Source organism: uncultured Maribacter sp. (assembly GCF_963975365.1).
In the GTDB taxonomy this organism is placed as follows: Bacteria; Bacteroidota; Bacteroidia; order Flavobacteriales; family Flavobacteriaceae; genus Maribacter.
Map to the genome: position 1 here is coordinate 1 of NZ_CAXBGF010000010.1, position 18250 is coordinate 18250.

Consider the following 18250-nt stretch of genomic DNA (forward strand, 5'->3'; position numbering starts at 1 on the left):
AAATATTAATTAACTTTAAAGAACTGGACTAAGGCTTTTCATAGGAGGTTTTGTTGTGTGCAGTTTTATCCCGCCATGTTTTGTAAATCTAGTATGTCACGTTCATATATTTGGTCTGTAAATTGATAATAATTACTGTGCATTTTTCGACCACTCTTATACATTTCGAGTGCTTTTTCAATATTTTTTGAAGCCTCGGATTGGTTGTCTTGTCGTAAATATGTTTTACCTAAATAGAAGTATACTTCTGCTAGTTCATTTTCTTCTATTTGCTTTTTAAATGATTCTAATGCTTTGTCCAGTTCATTGTTTTCGAGATATATAACGCCTAGGTGTAAATAATCATAAAGCCCGACATAGTAATCTTTGTCCATCATTGCCTTTTCAATTATTTCTATGGCTTTTTCCTTTCTGTTGGTTAGTTTGTAGCTTAGCGCAAGAACTATACGTAAATCGTAGTCTCCACTTTGACCAACGCCAATAAATGGTGTACCTTTTATTTCCGCTAACTTGTTTAAATCTTTGATGGTTTCTTCATAGTTATGTAAAAATGAAAACTGGCACCAAGCTCTGTATGAAAGATGTTGTTCTGGGTTTATCTTAACAGCTTTGTCCATCAGTTCTTTCCATTCAATGAACATACCTCGCTTTAGAAAGGCAACTGATTTTTCAAAATATGCATTTGATAAAGTTGGACACATTTCTATCGCATCGCTCAAATGTTTCTGAGATGCATATGAACCTTGATGATGCAAACTTTCTTGATTCATAGTCAAACAAGCTTGGTAACATTTAGGGTCATCTTTCAAAATTTCACAATTTTGTTGTCCAATTAGATTGGTTTGAAAAGACAGAAAAGTTATGATGTAAATAAATTTTTTCATGGTAGAATATCTTTTAATTTGCCGTCCACTAATTTAAAAGTTAGGTATTGCTGATAGTCGTAAGTTTTTCCTTTATGTTCGTATGGTTTCCATCCATTAAGGTTTTTAGTAATATTTAATATTTGACTAGAAATAGTTTCATCGAATTTTATAGGCTTAAGATTGAAGTCCATTTCCACAACTCTAAATCTACCGGTTTTTCCTTCGCAGTTTATAATGAAGCGGATTGTAATAAAACCATTTTGATTCTTTAGTTCAGAAGATTTGTAATTGTCTGAGAAAGTTTTTACAAGCTCCTTTTTTTCGCCTTCGTATATTAAGCCTACTCCACCGTAGTTGAATGGAAACGTAATATCTTCATGGCAAACTTTAAAATTAATATCATCAAGTTTTTCATCAAAAGGTATTTCTCCTAAGTCGCTGAAATACTTTTTTTCAGTTTTTGTTTCTGATTTCGATTCTGAACACGCGAATAGAATGAAACACAGTAGTACACTTAAAACTTTCTTAATTTCAAAGAGGTTGTTCATAAATAAAATTTTTCTTGAAATTGCACACAACGGTTGGGCGTCGAGTAGACAAGGGGAATTTCACCCCAAGCCTCTCACAGAACCGTACGTGATAGTCTCCCATCATACGGCTCTTGTTATACAAATCTAAATTTACGTTTTCACTTTGTATATCCCATTTTCCAATGGTAAAATAGATTAGGAAACTGTTCCTGAATTCTAAAGAACCATTTGTATGCACGTTTTATACTGGTCTTATAACGTTTATACCTTTTTCTTGCCCATTTCACTAAACGATTGTTTAATAGTTTGAAGACTCCGTGTAGCATAGACTTCCTGAATTTCGCGTAGTAATTGATCCATCCCCTAATCATGGGATTGAGGATTTTGGCAATACCTACGATACTATTAGAGGTCATTCTATGCACTTTAAGTTCTGCTAACTTAGCTGCAATACGTTTTCTCGAACTTATACTAATGCTACAATCGAAGCCTAGAAATAGCCCACTTCGCTTTTTAGATTTGGAAGTTCTAGGTTGAAAAGAATAGCCTAGAAAATCAAATTTAACGTTGTGGTATTTTCCTTTTCTACGATAGTCCTTACAGTACACAATTTTGGTCTTTTCTGGATGTAACTCCAAACCTATTCGGTGCATTCTGTTTTGGATAGCCTTTAGTGTTCGTTCAGCATGTTTTTGACTTTTACAGTTTACGATAACATCGTCGGCATAACGTGTGTAACTTACTGTTCTGTCAGTCTGTTCTAACCATCTGTCAAAACCGTAATGTAGAAAGAGATTCGACAATAAGGGGCTTATAACACCACCCTGCGGAGTTCCTTTTCCTTGTTTTACGAGTAGTTTTCCAGATTTGGTCATTACTGGGCATGCCAGCCAACGTGCTATATAGAGTTTGACCCAGTTTTCGGGTACATGTCTCTCTACGGCAAGCATCAGTTTGTGGTGGTCAATGTTATCAAAGAACCCTTTAATGTCCAGGTCAATTACCCAGTCTGTTTTCCAGCAGTTTTTCCTGACCTGTTCAAGTGCTTGATGCGCACTCTTTTTAGGTCTGTAACCAAATGAATTTTGACTGAAATTCTTTTCTAAACGGGGTTCTAGAAACATCTTGACCACCATTTGCCCAATTCGGTCACTTACGGTAGGTATTCCCAGTTTTCGGACTTTTCCGTCCTTTTTGGGAATCTCCACTTCTTTGACCGGAGGGGGGAAATAACTTCCCGATGCCATACGGTTCCAAAGCTTATACAGGTTTCCAGACAGGTTGGTCTCGAATTGCTCGATACTGACCAAGTCTATACCTGCGCTTCCTTTGTTGGCTCGCACTCTCTTGTAAGCTTGCCATATCATGGCTTTGCTTATAGGTATTGATTTTGTTTCATCGCATAAAGTCATCCTCAAATAGTGAGTTGTTAAATGTAATGCAACTGTATAACCTAACCCCTTTGCTCCATTTCCATTACAGAAACTTCAACGCTACTACGGGTTGGTCCGTCCCTGAAAATAACTTCGGTATTCTACCTCTAGGTTGAGCCTATTGTGTATTTCCCTTAGCATTTATAGTCAGGTTCCCGAGTTCCGTAACTAAGCCTGGATAAAATTCATGCCCCCTGAATGACGCCTGCCGTATAGCCAATAAATAGGTCTTCGCTATACTCTTTAACTCCGTATCATACTTCGTAGCTTTTGACAGGGTGTACCTACTTCTCGACACCTCAAAAGGGGTTCACTTTCGTTCATCTCTTTTATCAATACCTGACTAATTCTTGATTAGCCGTTTCCTAAACGCTCAGCACCATCGCTCTTTACAACAGCACCTTTAGGTGGTTTAACGCCTTCTCCTATAAAACGACATTGGTGGGTCGGTTCCACCATCTTAATTACAGTTCACAACAAGTATTTTGCCGCTCGTTGCTTGCTCGGCACACTAAGAATAGTAAGGGATTTCGAAGGACTGAACTTTCAATTTATCACTTAGCCAAATTTGCAATTTTTCTTTAATTAATAGACATGCAAAATTGTAAATTTTGCGGACTTTGTAAAATGCACTTCACTTTGGGATAAGCACTAAAACCCTTATTATTTTTACACTTTGTTACCTGTAGGCTATTTTGTTTCAGTTCCTATTTTTCCGTTGATTTGTTAATTCGTATGAAATTATATACGCCTTTTCCTTCTGCAATTAATTCATCATTCTGAAAGGCTTTCATTTTCGTTACAAGTATTCTATTACCTAACCTAACTATTTTACCTTCCACAATTATTTCAGATGCTTCAGCACCTTTTAAATAATCTATTCTTAAATCAATAGTTACTAATTTATCTTCCAATGACGTAAAGTGAGTGCTTCCTGCAATACCACCAACAGAGTCCATTATTGTAGCAATAATTCCTCCGTGCCACCTGTTTGTTCTCATATCTCCAACAATTTCATCTCTAAAGGGAACTTTAACTTTTACAAACCCTTTTTCAAGTTCCAATAATTTTAGTCCTAAAAATTTATGAACTGGAATACCTTCTTCAATTATTTGTTTAATAAATCCTATGTTTTTTTCTATCATTTATTTTGATTCTAATTATTGTTCTTGGCTTACAGGTAACGGTGCGGCTATGGCAAGTAGGGCAGGCAAGGAAACTTTTCGTTTCCGTCTGGTCTGCGAGCCAAAGCTTTTTGTTTTGTAATTATATTTTCTTTTTAATTGCCAAATCCTAAAGATTTGGCGGACTTAGTAAATAAGCCCAAACCATTAAATTTAATACTTTATGCCCTATTTGCTATAGGTATTGTTAGCGTTTGTTGTTTTCTATTTGTTTGATTTTGATAAATTCCATTCAATGAACTTCCTTTTGAGATTACAATCTAAATTCGGTTTTTTCATAGGGTCATTTATGAAGTCTTCGGTTATTTTTAATACACATGGATTCAACAAATTGTGACTTTCGTCTTGAAAAGTGACTGCATAACCGTTTTTCAAATACTTTAAGGCTTCATTCGCATTGTTCGGCGGAGTGACTGGATCAAAGTTTCCCGACATCAAAATTGTGGGGATATTAGAAGCGACAGGTTGGTTTTCGATATTTTCAGCACGGTAAGAATGCCAATCAGTCGTTAGCTTGATGGTCGAATCATAGGACTCATAGTTGAATCCAAACTCCGATTGTTTAATTGCCATATCCAAATCTTCATCATCATAGAAAGGAAGTTCTTCGTACGCAACAACTGAGAAGTTCATTGGCAAATTAAAGTAATTATAAAAGGTCTCAAAAGCCTTTAAAAATTCAATGATAGGTTTTGTATCTCCATTTTCCAATGCCTCAATAAAAAAAGGAATGTTACCTATTGAATGGCGATCATATAGTGATACGGAGAGTAGTACAAAGGTATCATGATAATTGAGTACAAATGGTTTTCCTTTATATTTAACTTGTAGAGGTTCTGTTTGCATTTTCGCCAACACTTTATGTAAACGTTCCTTTAGATTAGGGTATCGACTATTGCAGCCTTTATTTTCCTTGCAACTCTTCAGAATTGCTAAAAGTGATTTGTCAATGCTTCTTACCCTATCGCCGAACAGATTGGATTCTGGGGGATGAACCCCTAATAGTATCGCACTTCGGACATTTTCTGGAAAATCTCGCATAATGGTCAAACCTAACCTAGAACCATAGGAGACTCCGTAAAGATTCCATTTCTTAATACCTAGTGCTTTACGTAGATCCTCAAAATCAGTTGCATTCTCCCTGCTGTTATATCCTTCAAGGTCAACCCCTTTTTTTTGGATGCTTTTTTTGCATTTCGCCAATATAATCTTAGTGGCTTCATAATCTTCCTCAATATTATAATCTTGTCCCATAACCTTGAACAGTTCTTCTCCCATATGGCTGCAGTTCGCTTGGGATTCGCCTGTCCCACGTTGGTCCATTAGTACAATATCCCTATCATTTCTTAGCGGGTGATTTGCCCAAAACTCTTCCGTAATCAAGGTAGCCACACCAGGTCCTCCCTGTAAAAAGACAACAGGCGTTTTTGTTGAATCGTTTTTTTTGGCTTTTAATACTTTGTAAACTAATTTGAGGGTTCGCGAACTTGGATTATTCCGGTTTTCAGGAACCTCTAAAACCCCATTCAAGACTTCATCTGAGGAAGTATTGGTGCAAGCGAACAAGGCAACAAGCAGAAAAAAAATTGTGCATAAGCGCGTATTCATCTAATTGATTTAATAATTGTATTCCTGTTTTCCAATAAACGCTAACGGTATCGGCTATGAGTAGTTGCGTGGTTTAGCACTTAACTTTGCAAGTACACACCAAACTGAAAATCCGCGAGGATTTTCAGAAGTAGGCGAGAACAAGCAATTACTTATAGCCATTGTTGTAAGCAGGTTTTTTTTAATTTCTACAATCAATCATTATCGTTCCACCTTGGTTAATATAGACTTTATTTACTCGATTATCATCTTCATAATGGTCTGTTAAGTCATCTCGAAGGTCTTCGTAAGTTCCATCTTCTACAACTTCCATTATTTTGACATTAACAAGTCTGCCAATTGGCATAACTCTATATTTACCGTTAGTTGTTTTCTTTGAATATTTTTCTCCTTGCATACCGTAACTTTCAAATTCAGTATCTAAAGATTCAACAAATGTGTCAGTTATATCATAAAGTTCTCTTTTACTTTGAGAACAACTCACAAAAAGAAAAGCGACAATTGTTATTATTAAATATTTTCTCATTTATGCTATAATTTTTTAAGTAGAACATAGTCATTGTCAAAATCCTCAACTTGTAAAGTTCGCTTTGGATTGCATAAACTTTGTCGATAAGCGATTTCTGGATTTCCATATTCAACTCTGGTTCGTTTAAAACATCCTTGTTTTTTTAGGACGACATAAATTGTTCCACTTTTCAAGTCATCATTTGATAGTTCTAAACCACAGTTAAAAGGTATGGTTTTAGAATGTGCAAAATCATTTCCGTAATCTGCCGTATTTCCAAGGTACGAGCCATAATCTTTCCAGCGTCTAAACTTATAGTTTAAAGTTCCTAATAATTCTAGTTCACCATCGTTCATTTTGTAAACTAAAATTGCTGGAAGTTCAGGATTGTTATTTTCGGAAGTTATAGAAACTCTAGACATTATATGACTGTTTCCTCTTTCAGCATCTCTTAAGAAATATTTATAACCATAATCATCAAAAGTCCAACGTTTCCCTTTCCATATTTTGTCAAATCTTAATGATAAATCGCCATATTTTACTCGTGATGTTGGTTTTAGTACTTTATATCCAAGTGCTTTTTTCCTTTCAGCTTCTATTTTTGCTTGTTCTATTGTTTTATCAATTTTGGCAATTTCCTTTGAAGCTATCGAAGCGTTATTAGTTCCTTTGAAATTATCAACGATTCCTTGAAATTCTATTTTTGCACCATTCAGATTATTTTCGGAAAGAAGTTTTTTTGCACGAATAAATCTATTTTCTGCTGTATTTTTTAACTCGTTCAGTTCAGCCGAACAGTTAGTCAATTCCGTTTTGGTTTTTTCAAGTTCAGTCCTTAATTCCGATAACTGCTTTTTGGTTTCTCCATCAGAGCAACTTAATGCTGTCAAAATTAAAATTGAATAGATGATTGGTTTTACTTTCATATTGATTTTTGTTGGTCAAACTTGCTTACAACAATTGTATATAGTAACAAGTTACTATATTTCTATTTTAGAAATACTAATCTAATGGATTTTTAATTTTCTTAAAAGTATTGGTCGCCACATGGGTGTATATTTCGGTCGTCTTGCTGGAGCCATGACCTAAAAGCACTTGAATCTGTCTAAGATCTGTACCTGATTCCAAAAGATGTGTTGCAAAACTGTGCCGTAATACATGTGGGGTAACGGTATCTCTTATACCTGCTTTTGCTGCTGATTTTTTAACGATGTTCAATACACTTTCTGCGGTATATTTTGATGCCTTTCTTCCCTCGAATAAGTAATCTTGCGGCTTCCACTCTCTGTAATAAAGACGAAGATCATCCAAAGCGGATTTTGACAATAAGGTGTACCTGTCCTTATTGCCCTTGCCGTCCTTTACCCTTACAAGCATTCGCTTACTGTCAACATCCGAAATTTTCAGGTTCAAAAGCTCACTCGGTCTTAGACCTGAACTGTACAAAAGCTTTACAATGCACCTATGCTTGATATTATTGGTGTTCTCGATAATTGAAATGATCTCCTCCTTTGATATTACCTTGGGTAGCTTGGACTCCTTTCTTGGACGTTCTATTTCATAAAATCGGTTCGGCATGCCCAATACTACCTCATAATAGAATTTAATGGAATTAATTGCCTGGTTTAGATAAGAATTGGATACGTTACGATGAATAAGCTTTTGAAGAAACGCTCTAATATCACTTTCGTTAATGGCGTTCAGTTCCTTATGTTTATAATGATTTATAAACATTTCAAAGAACGAAACATAGGTGCGCACGGTGTTATTGGCATATTTTTTTAGTTCAAGTTTTAGAAGGTACTCTTCGGGACAACATCTAAATTGGGGTATGGGTTTTCTCTTGCGGTACCATTCCACATCTATTGACTCATTGGTCGTCTTTAATGGTTTGTTGGTCAAGAATCGGTTATAGTTTATCCAAACTTCACCTTTAAATGTGTTAAAGATAATACCAAGGTTAGCTTTAGTATTCTCAATATAGGCCATATTGTACCGTTTACTCCATCTGGGGTCAGGTAGCCCTTTGATTAAATTTTGTATCAACCTATCCGGAGAAAATTTGATGCCTATCATCTGTTGACCCTTGATCATAAGATGATATAAGGTTATGGATTTTATATGCGGTGTATAAGAGGAAGCCATACTATTGAATTAATGGATAAAAGGGCAATTTATAGGATAGAATTGATTTAATCGTACCTTAAGCGAATAATGTTCGCATAAACATTCACTTAAATTTAATAGGGATGAGATTACAGCATGAATGTATATATTGTAAAAAGCAACTTACAGGTAGAACGGATAAAAAATATTGCAACTTACACTGCAAGAGCGCCAACCAGTACCAAAAGGAAAAACAGAACCCGGAACGGTTTTATAACAAAGTGGACAATCAACTAAAACTCAATAGGAAGATTCTAAAGGAATACAACAAGGGAGGAAAGGTAACGATACGGTCTAATGTGTTATTGGAATTAGGATTTAATCCTAAATTTATTACCCACTATTGGAAAAATCAAAAAGGAGAGGTATATCTATTTGTTTACGAATACGGATTTTTGAGCAAGAAGGATAACGGAAAAGAAAAGTATGTCTTGGTTACTTGGCAGGACTATATGGCGGTAGGGATATAGGGCTAATCGTAAAAAAGTTTGCTTTTTTGCTAATTTTCTTTATGTGTTTTCGGAATCAACACTGAATCTACAAATGTCGTTTGCAATATGCATCTTCTAAATCTTGCACTTGATCCCAGAATACAACTCCACATTCCTTACAATTTCTTCTGCCCTGAATAGCCAAATATTTATATAGGGTAGGTTTTGATTTAATACCTACCAACTTCATGATGTCGACAATAGGCAATTTATTCTCTTGGTAATATGTTGCAGCCAGCATCGCCTTTTGTTTAGCTTCTTTACCAAGCCCCTTTTTACGACCCAGTTGTATACCCCTTCTTCTTGCACTCTTAAGACCGGCAGTGGTCCTCTCAATAATTATATCACGCTCCAGTTGGGCTACGGCCCCGAACAGTGTAATTATAAATTTACCGTGTGCAGAAGTTGTATCAATAAAAGGGTCATTGATACTCTTGAATTTTACGCCAAGTTTTTCGAACTGATCGACCAGTTTTAATAGATGTGAAATGCTCCTGGCGATACGATCCAGTTTCCAAACGATTACCGTATCTCCTTCTCGAAGTTTAGAGATCATCAGATCCAGATCATGGCGCTCTGCTTTTGCGCCTGAAGAAACATCTCGATAGATGTTTTTTTCAGTTACACCTTCTTTCAATAATGCATCGATCTGTAAACTGGGGTTTTGGGTCTTGGTGCTTACTCTAACATATCCAAATAACATAATGAGTATAATTATAGCTCTAAAATTAAACTAATAAATTATACCGATAAAATGTACCGCTATTTATTTGAAATTCAATTTTATTAAAAAGTTCAATAAAACGGTCATATAATTATACTCCGTTTTTGTCAAAGGCCTAAAAACAGTCAATTCTTAAAAATACCCCTCGCCTCTTTATAAACCCATTCAAAATTATCGTGTAAATCTTTATTGGAAAACGCCTTTACATCCTGCGGAAGACCCCGTTCAATGTGTTGGAGTTTAAACTGGACCATTTTGTCCCTCCCATCGGCATAGGTAATGAACTCCCCCTGTTTCAATCGGAAGAATACATCCGCCCTTATTTTTGGAATTTCCTTCTCCCCTGTAGTAATACGCGTATCAAAATCCAAATTATGCCCTCGGCTTACACTTTTGGTCGGGTCTTTAATAATCTCAAAAAAGCGTTCATAATATTTGGCGGTGTCCGGGTCATTGACCTTTCCAAAAAACTGATAGGATAGATTGCTTAAAATTGCCTTACTCGCTTTATCGCCATACATCATATCATTTTGTATTTTATCTTGCATCACATAAATTGTAGAGATATTATAGCTTCGAAGTGTTGCAGGAATGCGGTGCATATTTAATAAACGTATCGTAGGTGCTTCTTCCATTAATAAAAAAGACGGTCTCTGACCGCGTACGCTCATTTGTTTGGTAATGGTGTGGATAATCGTAGCGATGACAGGTGAATACGATGTTTCAAATTTAGGATTGTTCACTATTGAAATTACGCAAGGATTATCTTCGCTATTAATATTTAACGGTACTTCGTCTGCCGACAACGCCATAAAAATATGTTGTGTACTTATACGTTTTAGGGCATTTGCCAAAGTACTCTTTACCCCTGCCGTCTGCCGTTCAGAATCCTTGCCACTAATAAAAGCATCCGCCATTGCTCTTGATGTGGTGTTGGTTTCCAAGAACTGGATAAGGCTGTCTGTGTCCAAATATTGATAAACAGCTATTAAATGTGGCAAGGTGCAGAATTGGGAATAGTCGGTTTTTAACTTCCAAATTAATCCGCCGATCAAACCTTCGGCAGCATCATTGAAAAATTTAGACGTACCGGTAGTTCCAGATTCCCGTTGCTCCAAAAGGTTTTCGATCAGCACCCTTGAAACCTCGTTTACGCTTTCCTCGTTCTCTAAATAGCGAGGTGCTATAGGATTTACCCTATGAATGATTTTATCAAAGGAAATGACCTTAAACGGGATATCCCCATCCTTGAAAAGGGGATATGCCATTTCTGTTAGTTCAAAATCCTTATAATCATGAATAATCCCACAAAAGCTTTCTTTCCTAAAGTGTTTCAGGAATCCATAAACCACGCTTTCAGTCTTGCCACTTCCGGCAGAACCTATGACCGATGCACCACGTTTAATATTATCCAATTTGAAGTTTCCTTTGGTTGTGGCGAAGTTCACCTGATATTTGCTGTCGCCATTTTTTAGGCTTTCGGTCTTGTGCAAAAAAACATATAGTCCTATATTAATTAATGTGAGAGGACAGACCAAATAGAGTGCTATTAAAATTAGTTGTGTTTGTTCGTTTAGATAAAGCATAAGGAAACCAAGCATCAGAAAATTGATTAGGAAGGCATATCTGCTTATCCGAAACATTCCATAGAAAACCGTACTGGTCAGACCAATAATGAAAAGAACCGTTAATAGATTGTCCAACTGCATAATTTAGATTCCGATGGAACTTGATTTTATGGCGACTTCTGCACCACGTCGAAGCCTATTAAATATTTTCATTGCCAGCTGTGCTTGCGTGACTGGAATACTCGGCATCATCGGGATGCCCGCTTTGCCCATTATTTTGAAGGCCAATGCCTTTTCATTGGTGGGCAGTTTCATCAATGATGCGAAATAGATTTTTGGATTCTTTATGAAATCCTTTCTTGCCTTGTAGGTCTCCGCAAAGTTTCTTTGGTAGCCGAAAGTTTTATCAAAAGTTTTTTCGGTACTCTGAAAAAATTTATCACGGTCAAAACCACGTTTTACCGTTTTACCGTTTAGTTCAACCTCAGAAGCCTTGTATTTACTTCCTGGTGACAAGCTGAACTTGTTGGAAGCATCTTTCCGGCTCACTATAATGTGGATATGGCTTTGATTGCCCTCCTTTTGCATTCCCTGTACGATGCGTTTTCCGTTCTGCTGGTTGAGTGCTTCTCTTTCTAGTTTGCCAATTTCCTTTTCCAATTTTTTCACATTTCCTTCTGTTCTTCCCTCCTTTACATTTCGGATATCCGTTTTAAGATGAAGTATCTTTGTTGCATACGGTTGGTTTTCCTGCACTTGTTTGTCCGTTCCTTTAAAGGTTCTTTGGTGTTCAATTTTAGCATAGTATTTTATGTCGTCTATGGTTATTGGTCGTCCATTGATTTCACGATTAAATGAAGCCACGTAATCCTTCATAATCTCACGGGTGTATTTTTGCAAATCTTGACTATGGTTCTGTAATCGTTTCAGTTCGTATTTTGAAGGGCTTACGGTAATAGAATAAAACCGTGGTTCGTGCTTTTCAAGTTTTGCGGTATTGCCATCAATTTCTTTAACCACTTCCTCTGCTGAAATCTCGTTGCCATATTGATTGAAAAAATGCTCCATATCCTGCTGTTCTTGACCTTGGTTTTCCTTCTCCAGATAACCAACAAAATTCGCCGAACTTTTAGAATAATTGCCTCCCATTTTTTGGGGTGTAATTGTAATATACATAGCTCATAAATTTAGAGTTCGTTGTTTTGGTCTTGCTTTTCACTAAAGCGTACTTCCCTCTTTTCTTCCACAAATTTCTTCTCTAAAATCAAAGGTCTCTTTGTTGGTGCTTCGGTCTGAAAAAGTGATTCTATCATTGCCACTGTGGGCTTGGTCTGGGTCTTTTCCATATCTCGCATTATGGCGATTACCGCATTGATACGTTTCTTGATAGAAGCTTCGATTGTTCGACCGGTCGGACCCAATTTTTCCTTGGGCGAGATTTCATTGTAAAAGAAAAAATCCAGCATCGTGGCCATCGCTTCGGTATGCGATTTGAAGTGGGTTTTGGAAAATTCCTGAAAACGTTTAGCAGTTGCCCGCTTAAACCTGATGGTGATGAATGAGTCCATTTTCTTTCGCTTTTTTGTGCATTTGACGTAAATCCATCCCTGTTTACAGGCTGTTCAATGGCATTTGACGCAAATCGAAGAAATACATATAATCCATTAATTTTCAAGTTATTGAAATTCAATGTGTTATACACTAAAAGGAATATGTAACGCGGCTCTGCCCGTTACCCTCTTGCTATTCCTTTTCGTTCGCTACAGGCGAACAAAAATTTCATACAATCTGGCTAAAAAGCCAATTGCCATTTTAAGGAAATGAATTTCCGATATGTTATTATTTCGATGTGTACGGTTATCGGCGAAAGTCGAAAAATGGATAACCCTACTTAAAACTGCATGCTGTATATCAGCAAACTAAAGATACAATTTTTTTCTTGATATGATATTGATTAAAAGCAAAACACCCCTGAATTTTCAGAGGTGTCAATTTAATTATTTTAAGATTTAAGGATTAAAAATAAACGTATAAGAATACAAATTTCGTATCGCTTCTTCCTCGATCATCGTTTCAAAACAGGGGTGATTTTCTTTTATATATTTTCGAATACTATCACCAAATTTTCGTTCTACGTCTTTTTTAGAATTTTCTAAAAGTCGGTTTTGCGCCTCTTCGCTCAGGTCCGTAAAATTGAGATAAACCATAGCTCAGGATTTTAATATTCGCTAGGTAACATCAACGTATCATTTACAAAAAACAACCGCAGTTCATCGAGTGGAAAATCGGTTACCCTATACCTTTGCTTTTGCAAAATAGTATCATTGCCGTCGCTGTAAATTATCTCCGCTTCGTATCCTTCAAAATCCTGTTTTTCTTTATGTAGCCTTTTGAAGTCTATCGTTATAAACTCGCTTCGGTTCATCAGATTTTTTGCGATTACTGAAGTGTCTGTTATAAGCCAAAAACATTCAGCGACTTCGGATAAATATTTTAATCCGTCCGTAAAACGGGTTTTTAATAATGGTATTTGATAGAACATTTCCGTTCCGTGAAAATGTTGCAATCCTTCTTTGATTTCGTTAACTTGTGCTTTCATTGTTTTCTACTTAAAAGGTTAATAATGAGAATTGAAAAAGGGCGTTTAATTTCGGGAACGCCCTTTGCTTTTTAAATAGTACTAGTCGTTCTTGCTTCCAAGTAAAAGGATTTCGTTCGCTTCGATTTCCGTAACATAGCGTTCATTTCCTTCATCGGTGGTATAGGTCCGTGTCTTAAGTTTCCCGGTTACCCCGATCTCCTTTCCTTTGCCTACAAATTTTTCGATGATTTCCGCGGTCTTGCCCCAAGCTACGACGGTGTGCCAATTGGTGTCCGTTTGTTTTTCCCCTTTGGCATCCTTGTAATACTCATTTGTTGCCAATGAAAAACGTGCTACTTTTTTACCGCTTTCAAGGTTTGTTATGGTTGGTTCTTGTCCAACATTTCCGATTAACTGTACGTGATTTTTTAAAGTACCCATAATAAAATATTTAAGAATTAATTAAAATCTATCTGAACCATTCAGATAGTTTTTGTTTCTGTTTTTTTGAAGTGATTTACTTATTATATCTTGAGCGTTTTCCTTTTTTGTTTTTTTTGGTGCCGCTTCCTTTTGTATGTTTTTGTAAGATTTCATAAGTTTTATTTTAGATTTACTTCCCATAGCGCCCTCGCTGTTACCTTTTTTTGTTGCTGATACATTTTCAATATTTGGAATTGATAAGGACTTATAAAAAAGAGCGAGGTACGAGCCTGGTTTATGCAGTGCGTTCAACTTCCCAATGTTGGTATTTTGCTGGCATAAAAAGGGAATAACAGTGATGGTACGAAAGATGAATCTAAAGGCCTTTGTGAAGTACAAAACCATAGGAAGCGACACCAATTGAATAATGGAATTCCGATTTGGCGGACTTAATTCACTATTTTAGCTCTGGAATGAAGTGTTCCTTTCCAGCGCAGGGGAAAGGGTTAACGGAATGGAAAGCTAAAATTGGGGATTGTGTCCAAGACATTGCTAGGGAAGCTCTTTTCTCGGAATGGAGCTTTTTGCAAATTGAAGGGGAATGTGCTGAACGGTTTATGAAAACATATTAAACTACTTTCATTGGATTTAAGGCGGACTTAATTTTAAAGATTTCGATTGGAATCGAAGCGTTCCTGCCTTTTTCTAGCAGGGTTAGCGCAAGGGAAATCGGAATCTTTGAAGTTGTGTTCAAGACCTTTTAATGAAGCGTATTCACTGAAATGAAGCTTTTCCCCGGAATGAAAGGGAATGGGCTGAATGAGTTCTAATTATCCTGACGTAAAATCAAATTGGATTTTTAAAAATTCTTGTAGTTTTAGTATCCTAAAAAAGGTGAATTAACGATACTACGATAAGAGACCAAGAATGTGACACTCTAAAAAGATATCGTATTTTGGAAAATTGGTTTCATAAATCGGTCGTGGCTGTTGCAGAATTGGTATAACACAAGAGATAGACTCGAGTAGGCTGTTTTTTTACAAAGCCTTCAGGAGAACCTGTCTTAATCGCATTTCTTGGCAAAAAATGGTCAGGCAGCCTTGGAAGTCATCCATAATGGTCTTGAAAATACCAAGGGAGGGCTTCCCTCCCCCTTTCTTAAGGTACTTCTTCAAGTTGAAGGCGATTGCCGCCATGAGCATGACCTTATGTGCACCGGCCTTGCCCAGTACGCCTATTTTTCTCAGACCGTAGAACTGGGTCAAACTACCGAATACGGGCTCCACCGTACTTTGCCTCAGCTTTTTCATCCGTTCGCCCTTTTCACTGTACTGTCTGGCGTAGGCCCTCAAGTATTGTTCGTCATAAATCGTTCTGATTATCTTTTTGCATTTTGTATTCGGCACACATTGGGGTTTCATGGGGCAGGCCTTGCAATCCTTCGGTGCCGCCCAGTAGTTTTTCAGTACGCTCCCGTCCCTGTTGGTATAGAATGCCTTGAAGGGCAGGGGCCTGTTCATCGGGCATCTATATTCGTCCTTTTCCTTATTATAGGGAAAGCCTTCTATTTTAGGTTTGTACTTTCCGAAAACGGGTATCCATCCGGTAACCTTCCGTTGTTCGAGAAAATGGTAGTTGGCGCAATTGGAATAACCTGCGTCCGCCAGGAGATTCGTCATTATGAGCTCGTTTTTCCTTAAGCGGTTCTGGACCCGCAGGCCTATATCGGTCAGGTACTGACTGTCCCTGCCGTCTGCAAAGTCCGCTTGGATATGCGAGATGACCCCTTCCGCGGTATCCACTGCCATGCTGCAATGGTAGTTCAATTTTCTGGCCTTGCCCGGCTTTACCGATATACGCGCATCCGGATCATGGGGGTTATAATGCGTTTTATTGCTAAGTAACCGTGCTTTTTTGTGGGATGCACCGGCAAGGCGTACCGGACTGTCCCTCAGATTTTGGTGGTGTTTCTCCACGCGCTTCAGCTCATGCACGGGAGCGGAGACACGTGCGGGGGATACGGTTCCTGCACGTTTTTTTGTGGTTTCCCCGTTTTCTTCCGACACTTTTTTCAAGTGGCTCTCCATCGGGGTAGCCGGCATTTTCGGCACTACGCTTTCCATGGATGCGTTCGCCTTTATCGGGGCCGAATCCACCGCCTGGGTGTGGCCGGACACCATCCCGCTATCGATACATAGGGCAAATACCTTGTTGAACAAGGTCACAAAAAGGGATTCCGGGTAAAGTTGCCTCGTCCTACTTATCGTCGAATGCCATGGCAGCTCCTCGTCCAGGTCATAGCCCAGAAAGTAGAGCACGTCCATTCGCATACCGCAGTGCTCCACCAGTTTTCGGTCGGAGGTAATGTTCTCGAGGTAACCCGTAATCAACAGCTTGAAAAAGACCACGGGGTCGATCGAGGGGTTGCCGGTCCTGCCATAGAGTTCCTTCGTGTCCTTATAGAGAAAACTCAGGTCAAGGGTTTCGCGGAGCCTTCTGTAAAGATTTTCCTTTGGGATCCGGTCCGACATCTGGAAACTGAGGAAAAGTTTTTCGGTATAATTCTTTCTGCCTTGTATACCTTTAATTTACGGATTTTCGCACATTGGTAAAAGCAAAAATTGATATTTATCGGAGTTCTGCAACAGCCACGGTCGTTTTATGAGATTCCTATAGATTCAACCTATAGTTTGTATAAGCTGGAAAGAACGGACATCGTATACCACCCCCGGCGGATTAAAGTGGGCATAACAATATTTATTGCAAACCCTTTTATAGCATAGTCTGAAACATTTTTTTTAAGTTGTTCAAATTAATCTGTTTTTAGCGGTTCACTATGACCGTTTTTTGCACTTAATGTAAACATCATATAACCTTTCAATATAATGAGTCGAAATCGTATTTATTTTCTTCCAGGATGGTTTTATTTTAGGGAGCCAGATATAATAAGAGCAGAACATCACAATTAGGATTAAGCTGGTTTAAAAGATTTTGAGCTAGAATTTGTAATTTTTAGAATCCGTTTAGAATAATCAAAACTAGTTTCGCGAGGCCGCCACTTTATGTTCCCAAATAAGATAATACGTTAAATACGCTTTCAAGAACAAAGTGTTAAAATAAGCATGTAAATACACAATAAACAAAAATTAATTTTATATTTGATTATGTTATACATAATACATATATGAAAAATTTGATTGCTGCCACCTATGCTCCAATGCTCGAAAATGGTGATTTAAACCTTGATATAATCCCATCCTATGCATTGTTTTTAAAATCAAACTTAATTGAAGGCGCCTTTGTTAATGGATCAACCGGAGATTTTGTTTCTCTTTCTACAGTTGAAAGAAAAAAACTAATAACAGCTTGGGCAAAGGCTAAACCAAACAACTTTTTTCTAACCAATCATGTAGGTCATACTAATATCAACGAAGCTAAAGAACTTGCTGCACACTCCAAAGACCTTGTTGATGCTATCTGCGTACTACCTCCATATTACTTTAAACCTAAAACTATAGAAAGTCTATTACACTACTGCAGTGAAATTGCGCTATCTGCACCTAACACCCCTTTCTATTATTACCATATACCTGTTCTTACCGGTGCTGAATTTTCAATGATAGATTTCATGAAGTTAGCAGTAGAACAAATTCCAAACTTCTCTGGCATTAAGTACTCTCAGTACAACCCTACTGATTTTGGCAAATGCCTGCATTTTGACCAAGGCTCAAAAAATATTCTTTTTGGTGTTGACGAGCAATTGGTAGACAGTCTTCCGCTTGGTGCCACAGGCTGGGTAGGTAGCACTTATAATCACTTGGCGCCTTTATATTATCAAATTATTTCCAATTTTAGGAACGGGGAAATAAGGGAGGCGAAACGTCTTCAACAAAAAGCTGTGTTTTTTGTTAAAACTCTAGATAAACTTAACGGATTTAATGGGGCGGGAAAAAGCTTTATGCGTTTATTTGGTCTGGATATGGGACCTAGCAGGTACCCACATAAAACTATGAGTAACGAACAGTTGACCCTTGCGCTGCAAATGATGCAGTCCAAGGAACTTACAACCTGTTTTAACTCGTCATTTTCGGAAAAACATCTTCACTAAGCTAAGCTAATCGTTTTGACTTGATCAAAATGAAGAATCAGCATAACACAAATACCGTCC

General features: G+C 37.4%; 19 protein-coding genes. 2 read left to right on the plus strand and 17 right to left on the minus strand.

Going from position 1 to position 18250, the window contains the following annotated elements; genetic code table 11:
• Nucleotides 1-65 precede the first annotated feature (65 nt).
• From AACZ49_RS11965 to xerA, 8 genes are all read right to left on the minus strand, one after another.
• On the minus strand, nt 66-884 hold the full coding sequence (locus tag AACZ49_RS11965; protein WP_339655081.1) for a hypothetical protein: 819 nt from the start codon (nt 882-884) through the stop codon (nt 66-68).
• Nucleotides 881-1414, minus strand: coding sequence for a hypothetical protein (locus tag AACZ49_RS11970; protein ID WP_339655082.1), 534 nt, complete (start codon nt 1412-1414; stop codon nt 881-883). Before AACZ49_RS11970 ends, AACZ49_RS11965 begins: the two co-directional genes overlap by 4 nt.
• A 140-nt stretch (nt 1415-1554) precedes the next feature.
• Complete coding sequence (ltrA, locus tag AACZ49_RS11975) at nt 1555-2763, minus strand: group II intron reverse transcriptase/maturase (RefSeq protein WP_339655084.1); 1209 nt, start codon at nt 2761-2763, stop codon at nt 1555-1557.
• Between the two features lie 773 nt (nt 2764-3536).
• Nucleotides 3537-3974, minus strand: coding sequence for a PaaI family thioesterase (locus AACZ49_RS11980; protein WP_028284032.1), 438 nt, complete (start codon nt 3972-3974; stop codon nt 3537-3539).
• A gap of 243 nt (nt 3975-4217) precedes the next feature.
• Nucleotides 4218-5621, minus strand: coding sequence for an alpha/beta hydrolase (locus AACZ49_RS11985; protein ID WP_339655097.1), 1404 nt, complete (start codon nt 5619-5621; stop codon nt 4218-4220).
• Between the two features lie 181 nt (nt 5622-5802).
• Complete coding sequence (locus AACZ49_RS11990) at nt 5803-6147, minus strand: hypothetical protein (RefSeq protein ID WP_339655100.1); 345 nt, start codon at nt 6145-6147, stop codon at nt 5803-5805.
• Between the two features lie 5 nt (nt 6148-6152).
• A complete protein-coding gene (locus tag AACZ49_RS11995; RefSeq protein WP_339655102.1) occupies nt 6153-7055 on the minus strand; it encodes a hypothetical protein in 903 nt (300 codons plus the stop codon).
• Between the two features lie 76 nt (nt 7056-7131).
• Nucleotides 7132-8223 (minus strand): site-specific tyrosine recombinase/integron integrase, encoded by a 1092-nt coding sequence (xerA, locus tag AACZ49_RS12000; protein WP_339655433.1) that lies wholly within the window; start codon nt 8221-8223, stop codon nt 7132-7134.
• Between the two features lie 155 nt (nt 8224-8378).
• On the opposite strand from xerA, the gene AACZ49_RS12005 reads away from it, so the two are divergent.
• Complete coding sequence (locus tag AACZ49_RS12005) at nt 8379-8765, plus strand: hypothetical protein (protein ID WP_339655105.1); 387 nt, start codon at nt 8379-8381, stop codon at nt 8763-8765.
• 67 nt (nt 8766-8832) lie between these two features.
• On the opposite strand, the gene AACZ49_RS12010 is transcribed toward AACZ49_RS12005, so the two are convergent.
• The 9 genes from AACZ49_RS12010 to AACZ49_RS12050 form a co-directional block, all read right to left on the minus strand.
• On the minus strand, nt 8833-9489 hold the full coding sequence (locus tag AACZ49_RS12010; protein WP_339655107.1) for a recombinase family protein: 657 nt from the start codon (nt 9487-9489) through the stop codon (nt 8833-8835).
• Nucleotides 9490-9635: 146 nt separating this feature from the next.
• Entirely contained in the window at nt 9636-11219 is a 1584-nt protein-coding gene (locus AACZ49_RS12015; RefSeq protein WP_339655109.1) for a type IV secretory system conjugative DNA transfer family protein, read from the minus strand.
• A 3-nt stretch (nt 11220-11222) separates the two neighbouring features.
• Nucleotides 11223-12254 carry a MobB family relaxase gene (gene mobB, locus AACZ49_RS12020; protein ID WP_339655111.1) on the minus strand — a complete coding sequence of 344 codons (1032 nt, stop codon included), beginning with the start codon at nt 12252-12254 and terminating at the stop codon, nt 11223-11225.
• 11 nt (nt 12255-12265) lie between these two features.
• Complete coding sequence (locus AACZ49_RS12025; RefSeq protein WP_339655113.1) at nt 12266-12646, minus strand: BfmA/BtgA family mobilization protein; 381 nt, start codon at nt 12644-12646, stop codon at nt 12266-12268.
• A 441-nt stretch (nt 12647-13087) separates the two neighbouring features.
• On the minus strand, nt 13088-13285 hold the full coding sequence (locus tag AACZ49_RS12030) for a hypothetical protein (RefSeq protein WP_339655116.1): 198 nt from the start codon (nt 13283-13285) through the stop codon (nt 13088-13090).
• Between the two features lie 11 nt (nt 13286-13296).
• A complete protein-coding gene (locus AACZ49_RS12035) occupies nt 13297-13677 on the minus strand; it encodes a DUF6876 family protein (protein WP_079512719.1) in 381 nt (126 codons plus the stop codon).
• 81 nt (nt 13678-13758) lie between these two features.
• Nucleotides 13759-14100 (minus strand): single-stranded DNA-binding protein, encoded by a 342-nt coding sequence (gene ssb / locus AACZ49_RS12040; protein WP_339655120.1) that lies wholly within the window; start codon nt 14098-14100, stop codon nt 13759-13761.
• Between the two features lie 21 nt (nt 14101-14121).
• A complete protein-coding gene (locus AACZ49_RS12045) occupies nt 14122-14394 on the minus strand; it encodes a hypothetical protein (RefSeq protein WP_339655122.1) in 273 nt (90 codons plus the stop codon).
• A gap of 725 nt (nt 14395-15119) precedes the next feature.
• On the minus strand, nt 15120-16670 hold the full coding sequence (locus AACZ49_RS12050) for an IS1182 family transposase (protein WP_339655436.1): 1551 nt from the start codon (nt 16668-16670) through the stop codon (nt 15120-15122).
• Nucleotides 16671-17266: 596 nt separating this feature from the next.
• Between AACZ49_RS12050 and AACZ49_RS12055 the strand changes: the two genes are divergently transcribed.
• Complete coding sequence (locus AACZ49_RS12055) at nt 17267-18190, plus strand: dihydrodipicolinate synthase family protein (protein ID WP_339655125.1); 924 nt, start codon at nt 17267-17269, stop codon at nt 18188-18190.
• Nucleotides 18191-18250: the final 60 nt, after the last annotated feature.